Raw genomic sequence first — 10,058 nt, 5'->3', positions numbered from 1 at the left:
CGCCGACCGCCGCCGGATCCAGCACCCCCAGCAGCGACGGCACCACGCTCGCCGTACCCACCCCGGCCGCCTGGATCATCGCCGCCAACAGGCCCGGTTCGGCGCGCTCTTCGGCCGACGCGATCGCGAGCGTTCCGCCACCCGCCAGCGTCACCGCCACGTCCAGCACCGCCGCGTCGAAGCTGAACGACGCGAACTGCAACGCGACGACCCCCTCGGCCACACCCAGCACCGGCCGCATGGCCTCCGCCAGGTTGACCAGCCCGTCGTGGGCCACCGCCACGCCCTTGGGGCGACCCGTCGAACCCGACGTGTAGATGACGTAGGCGAGTTGATCCCACCCGGCATGTGTTTCCAACGGCCCGGCAGGCTCCGCGTCAAGCTCCACCCCGTCGAGGAGCACCACCCGCGCCGTGCCGACCGACACCCCGGCCAGCGACCCACCGACACCGAGCACGACCTCCGCACCGCTGTCGGCAACCATGAACGCAAGCCGGTCCGCCGGATACTCCGGGTCGAGCGGAACGAACGCACCGCCCGCCTTCCACACCGCAAGCTCCGCCACCACCATGTCCACACCACGCGGCAGACACAGACCCACCCGCGACTCCCGGCCCACCCCCAGGCCGACCAGATACCGGGCCAGCCGATTCGACGACGCGTCCAACTCACCGTACGACAGGGCACGTTCACCCGAGACGACGGCCACCGCGTCCGGTGAGAGCCGCACCCGTTCCTCGAACGCCTCCAGCACCGAACCCGCCGCCACCGTGCGGCGCGTGGCGTTCCAGTGGTCCACCACGCGCGACCGCTCGGACTCGGTCAGTACGTCGATCCGGGACACCGGTGCGGAGGGGGCGGCGACGAGCTGTTCGAGGACGCGGAGGAGCCGCTGCCCGGCTTCGGCGGCCTCGTGGCGGGCGATGAGGTCGGGGCGGGACGTGACGCGGACCGTGACGCGGTCGGTCACGAGGATGCCGAGGGTGAGGGGGTAGTTGGTGGCCTGGTGGCCGGCGGACGCGGTGAAGGTGGGCAGGTCGGGGGTGGGGGGTGCCGCGGGGGGCTGCGGGTAGTTCTCGAACACCATGAGCGTGTCGAAGACGGCGCCGGGGCCCGCGAGCCGCTGGATCTCGGCGAGGCCCATGTGCTGGTGGGCGAAGAGGGCGGACTGGCGTTCCTGGAGCCGGGCGAGCAGGTCGGTCACGGGCTGCGCCCCGTCGAGGCGTACGCGCACCGGGAGCGTGTTGATGAGCAGGCCGACCATCGACTCGGCGCCGGGCAGGTCCGTGGGCCGCCCGGCCACGGTGGCGCCGAACACCACGTCCGTACGTCCGGCGAGACGTGCGAGCACCAGCGCCCAGGCGCCCTGCACCAGAGTGTTGACGGTCAGGCCGTGGGCCCTGGCCATGTCGACCAGGGCGCGGGTGGACTCTTCGGAGAGCTGCGCCATGCTCTCGTCCGGCAGGACGGGGCTCGCGCCCCGGTCCGCCGGTGCCACGAGTGTGGGCTGGTCGGCCCCCGCGAGTTCCGCCCGCCAGGCGGCCCGTGCCGCCTCCTTGTCCTGTCGGCCGAGCCAGGCCAGGTAGTCGCCGTACGAGGCCGCGCGGCGCAGCGCGGAGGCGTCGCCGCCCGCTTCGTACACCGTCGCCAGTTCGTTCAGGAGCACCGGCATCGACCAGCCGTCCATCAGGAGGTGGTGGGACGTCACGACGAGGCGGTGCCGGTGGTCGCCGAGGCGGATGAGGAGCAGGCGCAGCAGGGGCGGGACGGTGAGGTCGAGGCGTTCCGCCCGTTCCTGCGCGGCCAGCTTCTCCGCCTGGTCCGACCGGTCGGGCTCGGCGATCCCGGAGAGATCGACCTCGCGCCAGGGCGGTGTCACGTTCCGGGTGATGAGCTGGACGGCCTCGCCGTTCTTCCTGCGGTGGAAGCTCGCCCGCAACGCCGCGTGCCTGCCGAGCAGTTGCTCCCAGGAGGTCCGCAACCGGGCGGCGTCCAGAGGGCCTTCCACGGCCAGCAGGAACTGGACGGCGTAGACGTCGGGGCCCCGGTCGTCGAAGTCGGAGTGGAACAGGAGTCCTTCCTGCAGCGGCGACAGCGGCCACACTCCGGTCAGGGCCGAGCCGTGGGCGGCGGTTGAGGACTTCACCGGGACAGGCCTCCCTCTAGTTTTGCTGCGATCGCTTGGAATTGGTCGATCTCGTCCTGTTCGAGGTCGAGCAGATGGAAGTCGGAGGGGGTGTGGCCGCCCGCACCGGGATCGTCGGTGTGCGCGGCGAGACCGCCGAGCAGCCGCGTCCAGGTACGGCCGATGTGCTCCACGTCGGCCGCCGAGAGGAGACGGTCGGGCCAGCTGAGCGTGACGGTGAGTTCGGGTCCTTCCGGGGTGTCCCGGACGACCGCGATGCCTTCCAGGACGTGCATCGCGGGCATGTCCTGCCCGGCCGAGCCGCCGACGCCCGCCGCACCGGCCAGCTCCCAGGCGCCGAGCGGGCCCGCGTCGGCCCCCGCGGCGAACCGGCCCAGGTAGTTGAAGCCGATCTGCGCGGCCGGTGCGGCGTCGAGGGCCGGGCCCGTCCCGGGGTTGAGGTGGCGCAGGAGTTCGTAGCCGAGTCCGTCGCCCGGCACCGCCCTGGCCTGCTCCTTGACGGCCTTCACCAACGTACCCGCCGCCCCGCCGCCCGCCATAGCGGCGTCCAGGTCGGTGCCTGTCACCTCCAGACGCACGGGGTGCGCGCCGGTGAACCAGCCGACCGTGCGCGACAGGTCGGTATCCCCGAGCGGCTCGCGGCCGTGTCCCTCGACCGTCACCAGGAGTCCGGCGCCCGCGCCCGGCCGCCAGTGCGCGACGGCGCCCGCGAGCGTCGCGAGCAGCACGTCGTCGACGCCGCAGTGGAACGCGGTCGTCGTCCGGCCCACCAGGGTGGCCGCCTGGTGCGGCGGCACCGCCCAGGAGCGGCGGCGCAGTGTCCGCGCCGTGTCGGTCGTACGGTCCAACGCCCTGCGCCCCAGGGGGCGTCGGGGCGCCCCGAGCAGGGCGAGCCAGTCCGTGAGTTCCGCGACCCTGCGTTCGTCGGCGGCCTCCGCCGCGAGCAGTTCCGCCCACCGCAGGAACGGGGTGCCCACCGGGTCGAGTGCGGGCTCGCGCCCTGCGGCCACCGCCTCGCAGGCCGCCCGCAGGTCGGGGATCAGGATCCGCCAGGACACCCCGTCGACCACCAAGTGGTGCACCACGAGGACCAGTCGGCCGACCCTGCCGGGACCGGCGTCCACCCACACCGCCCGCACCATGTCACCGGCCGCCGGGTCGAGCCGCTCGGCGACGGCACGCGCGGCGTGGCCGGCGAGGTCGTCGAGGGTGGTGGGGGCGGCCTCGGGTTCCGTCGTGTCGGTGCGGGTGGCCGTGTCCGCCGCTTCGGTGCGGGAAGCCGTTTCCGCCGCCCCCCGCGCGTCGACCCGCGACACCAGTCCCGTCGCGTCGACGGACCCCCGCTCGCCGACGATCAGCTTCGGCTCGCCGGGCACGGCTCGCGCCCGCAGCATGTCGTGTGTGTCGAGGACGGCGGCGAGACCGGCCGCCAGGACGTCCAGGCCGAGACCGGCCGGGGCGCCGAGCGTCATCCACTGCGTGAATCCGGCGGCCGCCGCTCGCTCGCCGAACGACCGCATCACGGGTGTCCAGGGCACCTCGCCGACGCCGCCGCCGTGCTCGGGCGTCGCGTCGTCGGTGACCTCCGCCACGTCCGCGAGACGCTCGGGGGTCTTCTCCTCGAACACCTGCCGGGGCGTCACGACGAGGCCCATGCGCCGTGCCCGCGAGACCAGTTGCATGGAGCTGATCGAGTCGCCGCCCAGTTCGAAGAAGCTGTCGTCGGCGCCGACGCGGTCGAGGCCGAGCATCTCGGCGAAGAGGGTGCACAGGATCTCCTCGGCCGGGGTGCGCGGCGCCCGCCCCGCGACCCGTTCGGCGAAGTCGGGCACCGGCAGGGCGGCGCGGTCCACCTTGCCGTTCGCCGTGCGGGGCAGCGCGTCGAGGACGACGACCGCCGTGGGCACCATGTACTCGGGCAGCACACCGGCCGCGAAGGCCCGCACCGTCCGCCCGTCGACGGTCCGTGCGTCGGCGGCCGCGTAGCCGATCAGGCGGCGCTCGCCGGGCCGGTCCTCCCTGACCACGACCGCCGCCTGGCGCACTCCGGGGCAGCTCGCGAGGGCGGCCTCGACCTCGCCGGGTTCGATCCGGTGCCCGCGGATCTTGATCTGCTCGTCCGCGCGCCCGGCGAAGACGAGTTCCCCGCCGCCGGTCCACCGCACCACGTCGCCGGTCCGGTACATCCGCTCGCCGGGCCCGAACGGGCAGGCCACGAACCGCTGCGCCGACAGGCCCGCACGCCGCAGATACCCGCGTGCGAGCCCGGCCCCCGCCACGTACAGCTCGCCCGCCACACCCACCGGCACCGGCCGCAGGGCCGAATCCAGCACGTACACCTGGGTGTTGGCGATCGGGCGGCCGATCGACGGGGCGGCGTCACCACGGCCTTCGCCGCCGCCCGCACCGTCGGCTATCAGGTTCACCGTGGAGATGACCGTCGACTCGGTGACGCCGTACTGGTTGAACATGGCGCGCCCCGTCGACCAGCGCCGGCGCACCTCCGCGGGCATGGCCTCACCGCCGGTGATCAGCACCCGCAGGTCCGGCAGGTCCTCGGCGAGCATCTGGGAGAGGAAGGCCGGGGGGATCGCCGCGTGGGTGACGCGGCGCGCGCGGATGAGGCCGCCCAGCTCCGCGCCGGTCACGTCCAGGCGCGCGGGGGCCAGTACGAGGCGTCCGCCCGCGCACAGCGTCGGCCAGATGTCCGCCATGGAGACGTCGAAGCTGGGCGAGACGAGCTGCAGGACGCTGCTGTCCGCACCGACCTCGTACCGCTCGACGTTCTCCGCCACGAGGTTCCGCAGCCCGCCGTGCGACACCGCGACCCCCTTGGGCGCCCCGGTCGAGCCCGAGGTGTAGATGACGTACGCGGCGTGGTCCGCCCGCAACGGAGCCAGCCGCTCCGCGTCACCGACCGGGCCCCCGGCACACCGCGCCAACGCGTCCGCCACCGCCGGGTCGTCCGCCACGACGACCTGCCCCGCGAAGTCCTCGGGCACCGCACCCCGCACGGCCTCGGTGCACAGGACCACGTCCGGGGCGGCGTCGCCCAGCACGTACGCGATCCGCTCCGCCGGATAGCCCGCGTCCACCGGGACGAACACGCCACCCGCCATCGCCACCGCGAGCAGCGCCACGACGAACTCCGCCGACCGCTCGCCGACGACGGCGACCCGGCACTCAGGGCCGACGCCGAGGTGGATCAGGTGGCGCGCGAGGCGGCCCGCTCCGGATGCCAACTCGGCGTAGGTCAGGGGGTGTTCGGGCGATGCGGGCGCGGGCCCCGGTTCCGGGGCCTCTGGCGCCCCCGAAGCCCCGGAGCCCTCCAAGGCCCCCGACGCCCCGGACACCCAGGACACCCCGGACGCCCCGGACGCCCCCGCCACCAGCGCCACCGCGTCCGGCGTCCGCTCCGCCTGTCGGCCGAACAGCTCGGGGGCGAGGGCGGCGGGACCGGCGGTCGCCGTGTCGTTCCAGTGGCCGAGGAGCCGCGACCGTTCGGCCGCCGTCAGGATGTCGACCTCGCTGAGCCGGATCTCCGGGTCGGCGGCGACCTGCTGGAGGACGTGGGCGAGGCGTTCCGCGAGGGCGAGGGCGGTGCCCTCGTCGAAGAGGTCCGTCGCGTAGAGGATCTCGCCGTCGAGACCGGCGGGCGCCCCGCGTTCGTCGCGCCGCTCGACGACGGAGAGCGTCAGGTCGAACCGGGCGGCGAGTTCGGGCGGCAGGGGCGCGGGCCGCACCGAGACGCCCGGCAGCTCCCACTCGACCTCCGGCACGTTCTGGAGGGCCAGCATCACCTGGAAGAGCGGGTTGCGGGACAGCGAACGTGACGGGTTGAGCTCGTCCACGAGGCGCTCGAAGGGGACGTCTTGGTGGGCGTAGGCGGCGAGGTCCGTGGCCCGCACCCGCTCAAGCAGCTCCGCGAAGGTCGGATCCCCGGTCAAGTCGGCCCGCAGCACAAGGGTGTTGACGAAGAACCCGGCCAACTCCTCCAGCGCCGCATCCCCACGACCCGCCGCCGGAGCCCCCACCACGATGTCCTCACCCGCACCCAACCGCGAGAGCAACACCCCCACCGCCGCATGCACGACCATGAACATCGTCGCCCGACCCCGACCCGCCACCTCCACCAACCGCGCATGCGTCTCGGCATCCGCGCCGACGGACACCATCCGCCCCCGGAAGGACGGCACCGCGGGCCGCGCCCGGTCCACGGGGAGCGCCAGTTCCTGCGGCGCGTCCTCCAATGCCGCACGCCAGTAGGTGAGTTGACCGCTGATCACGCTGTCCGGGTCGTCCAGATCACCCAAGGCCTCCCGCTGCCACAGCGCATAGTCCGCGTACTGCACCGCCAACGGCACCCACCCCGGAGCCCGCCCCTCGCACCGCGCCCCGTACGCCGCCTCCAGATCCCGCGCCAGAACCCCCATCGACCAGCCGTCCACCGCCACGTGGTGCGCCACCACCGACAGCACGAACTCCCCGGGGCCGACCGCAAGCAGCCAGACCCGCCACGGCACATCCACGCGCAGATCGAAGCCCTCGGCCAGCTGCCCGGCGAGCAGCTCCGCCACGCGGTCCTCGTCCGCCCGCACCACGGTCAACGGCGGACGGCCCGCGTCACCGTCGAGCACCTTCTGGAAGGGCACGCCACCGACGTCGGGAAAGACCGTGCGCAGACTCTCGTGCCGGTCGGCCACATCACCGAGAGCGGCCTCCAACGCGGCAACATCCAGCGCGCCCGAAATCCTGAGCACCAACGGCAAGTTGTACGCAGCCGCCGCACCCGGAACCGTCTCCTCCAACCGATTCAGGAACCACATCCGCTGCTGCGCAAAAGACAACGGCACCACACCCGGACGCACCCCCGCCCGCAGCGCCACCCGCCCCACACCAGCGCCCTCGCCCACGCTCACGAAACGCGCCAACCCCTCCACCGTCGGCGCCCCGAACAACTCCCCAATCCCCACCTCCATCTCAAGCACCGCCCGCACCCGAGCCACCAACCGCATCCCCAACAACGAATCCCCGCCGAGATCGAAGAAGCCGTCCTCGATGCCGACCCACTCAAGGCCGAGCACCTCGGCGAACAGGCCGCACAGGATCTCCTCGGTCTGGGTGCGCGGCTCCCGGCCCGTGACGCGGGAGGCGAAGTCGGGCGCGGGCAGGGCGGCCCGGTCGAGCTTCCCGTTCACCGTGAGCGGCAGCGCGTCGAGCACGAGCACCGCCGCCGGGACCATGAACTCCGGTAATTGGGCGGTCACATGACTGCGTACGTCCTGAGGAGAGAGGTCTCGTCCGCCATCGGGCACGACGTAGCCGATGAGGCGCTTGTCGCCGGGGCGGTCCTCGCGTACGACCACGGCGGCCTGACGCACGGCCGGATGCGCGGCCAGCACCGCCTCTACCTCGCCCGGCTCCACCCGGAACCCACGGATCTTCACCTGCTCGTCCGCACGCCCCGCGAACAGGAGCTGCCCGTCGAAGGTCCACCGGGCCAGGTCGCCGGTCCGGTACATCCGCCCGCCACCGTCACCATCACCGGAGCCGTCACCGGAGCCCGCACCGAACGGGCACGCCACGAACCGCTCAGCCGTCAGCCCCGGCCGCCCCACATATCCGCGCGCCACACCCGGCCCCGCGATGTACAGCTCACCCGTCGCACCGACGGCAACCGGCTGCAGGAATCCGTCCAGGACATACGTGCGTACGTTGCTCAGCGGGCGCCCGATCGACGGCGACGCGTCACCCGGGCCGACACCGGCATCCACCGGACCCGCCGTGGCCATCACCGTCGTCTCGGTCGGCCCGTAGGTGTTCCACACCCGCGCCTGACCGGTCCACCGACTCGCCAGATCCGCGGTCAGCAACTCAGCGCCAAGGACCCAGTTCCCGACGCCGTCGACCGCCGCCGGATCCAGCACCCCCAGCAGCGACGGCACCACACTCGCCGTACCCACCCCTGTGCGCCGCAGCATCTCCGCCAACGCGCCCGGCTCCGCCCGCTCCTCCGCCGACGCGATCGCCAGCGTGCCCCCACCCGCCAGCGTCACCGCCACGTCCAGCACTGCGGCGTCGAAGCTGAACGACGCGAACTGCAACGCGACGACCCCCTCAGCCACGCCGAGCACGGGCCGCATCGCCTCGGCCAGGTTCATCAGACCGCCGTGCGCCACCGCCACACCCTTGGGACGGCCGGTCGAGCCCGACGTGTAGATGACGTAGGCGAGTTGATCAGGCCCGGCGTACGTCCCCGACGCCCCGGCAGGCTCAGGCTCAAGTACTTCCTCGCCGAGGAGCACCACCCGCGCCGCCCCCACCGACACCCCGGCCAGCGACCCACCGACACCGAGCACGACCTCCGCACCACTGTCGGCAACCATGAACGCAAGCCGGTCCGCCGGATACTCCGGGTCCAGCGGCACGAACGCACCACCCGCCTTCCACACCGCGAGCTCCGCCACCACCATGTCCACGCCCCGCGGCAGGCACAGACCCACCCGCGACTCCCGGCCCACCCCAAGCCCGACCAAGTGCCCGGCCAAACGATTCGCCGCCGTGTCCAACTGCCCGTACGACAGGGCCTGTTCACCGGCGACCACCGCCACGGCGTCCGGCGTCAGCGCCGCCCGGGCCTCGAATGCGGCCGGCACCGAACCGGCCGCCACCGGCCGACGGGTGTCGTTCCACTGCTCCACCACCCGCGACCGTTCGGCCGTCGTCAGGATGTCGACCTCGCTGAGCCGGATCTCCGGGTCGGCGGCGACCTGCTCAAGGACGCGTGTCAGCCGGTCCGCCAGGGTGTGGGCCGTGCCCTCGTCGAAGAGGTCGGTCGCGTAGAGGATGTCGCCGTCGAGACCGCCCGGGCCGCCGTGCTCGTCGCGGCGCTCCGTCAGCGTCACCGCCAGGTCGAACCGGGCGGCGGGCGCGGTCATCGACGCCGAAAGCACCTGCGCGCCCCGCAGCCTCCACTCCGGCTCGGGCACGTTCTCCAGGGCCAGCATCACCTGGAAGAGCGGGTTGCGGGACACCGATCGCGACGGGTTGACCTCGTCCACGAGGCGCTCGAAGGGAACGTCCTGGTGGGCGTAGGCGGCGAGGTCCGTGGCCCGCACCCGCTCAAGCAGCTCCGCGAAGGTCGGATCCCCGGTCAAGTCGGCCCGCAGAACGAGGGTGTTGACGAAGAACCCGGCCAACTCCTCCAGCGCCGCATCCCCACGACCCGCCGCCGGAGTCCCCACCACGATGTCCTCACCCGCACCCAACCGCGAGAGCAACACCCCCACCGCCGCATGCACGACCATGAACATCGTCGCCCGACCCCGACCCGCCACCTCCACCAACCGCGCATGCGTCCCCGCGTCCGCACCGACGGGCACGCGCCGCCCCTGGAACGAGGGCACCGCGGGCCGCGCCCGGTCCACCGGAAGTGCCAGCTCCTGCGGGACTCCGGCCAACGTCCGGCGCCAGTAGGCGAGTTGACCGCTGATCACGCTGTCCGGGTCGTCCAGATCACCCAGGACCTCCCGCTGCCACAACGCGTAGTCCGCGTACTGCACGCCCAACGGCGCCCACCCCGGAGCCCGCCCCTCGCACCGCGCCCCATACGCCGCCTCCAGATCCCGCGCCAGAACCCCCATCGACCAGCCGTCCACCGCCACGTGATGCGCCACGACCGACAGCACGAACTCCCCGGCGCCGAGCACCAGCAACGAGGCCCGCCACGGCACGTCAACGCGCAGGTCGAAACCTTGGGCCGCCTGTTCCGCCAGCACGCTGTCGGGCTGCGCATCGCCGACCTCCGTGACCAGCAACCGTGGCCGACCGGCCGCTCCGTCGAGCACCTTCTGGAAAGGCACGCCACCGACGTCGGGAAAGACCGTGCGCAGACTCTCGTGCCGGTCGGCCA

The 10,058-nt window shown here is 73.2% G+C and carries 2 protein-coding genes; both read right to left on the bottom strand.

Annotated features, from left to right (window positions below; translation table 11 throughout):
* Positions 1-2,146 (bottom strand): condensation domain-containing protein (locus tag ACFWZ2_RS42725; RefSeq protein WP_384555213.1); only part of this gene is annotated, 2,146 nt, incomplete at its 3' end.
* Positions 2,143-10,058: amino acid adenylation domain-containing protein (locus ACFWZ2_RS42720; protein ID WP_384555212.1), on the bottom strand; the 7,916-nt coding region annotated here is incomplete at its 5' end. The genes ACFWZ2_RS42720 and ACFWZ2_RS42725, both read right to left, overlap by 4 nt.

Source organism: Streptomyces sp. NPDC059002, from assembly GCF_042740435.1.
Classification (GTDB): domain Bacteria; phylum Actinomycetota; class Actinomycetes; order Streptomycetales; family Streptomycetaceae; genus Streptomyces.
This window is presented reverse-complemented; position numbering and strand designations above follow the sequence as displayed.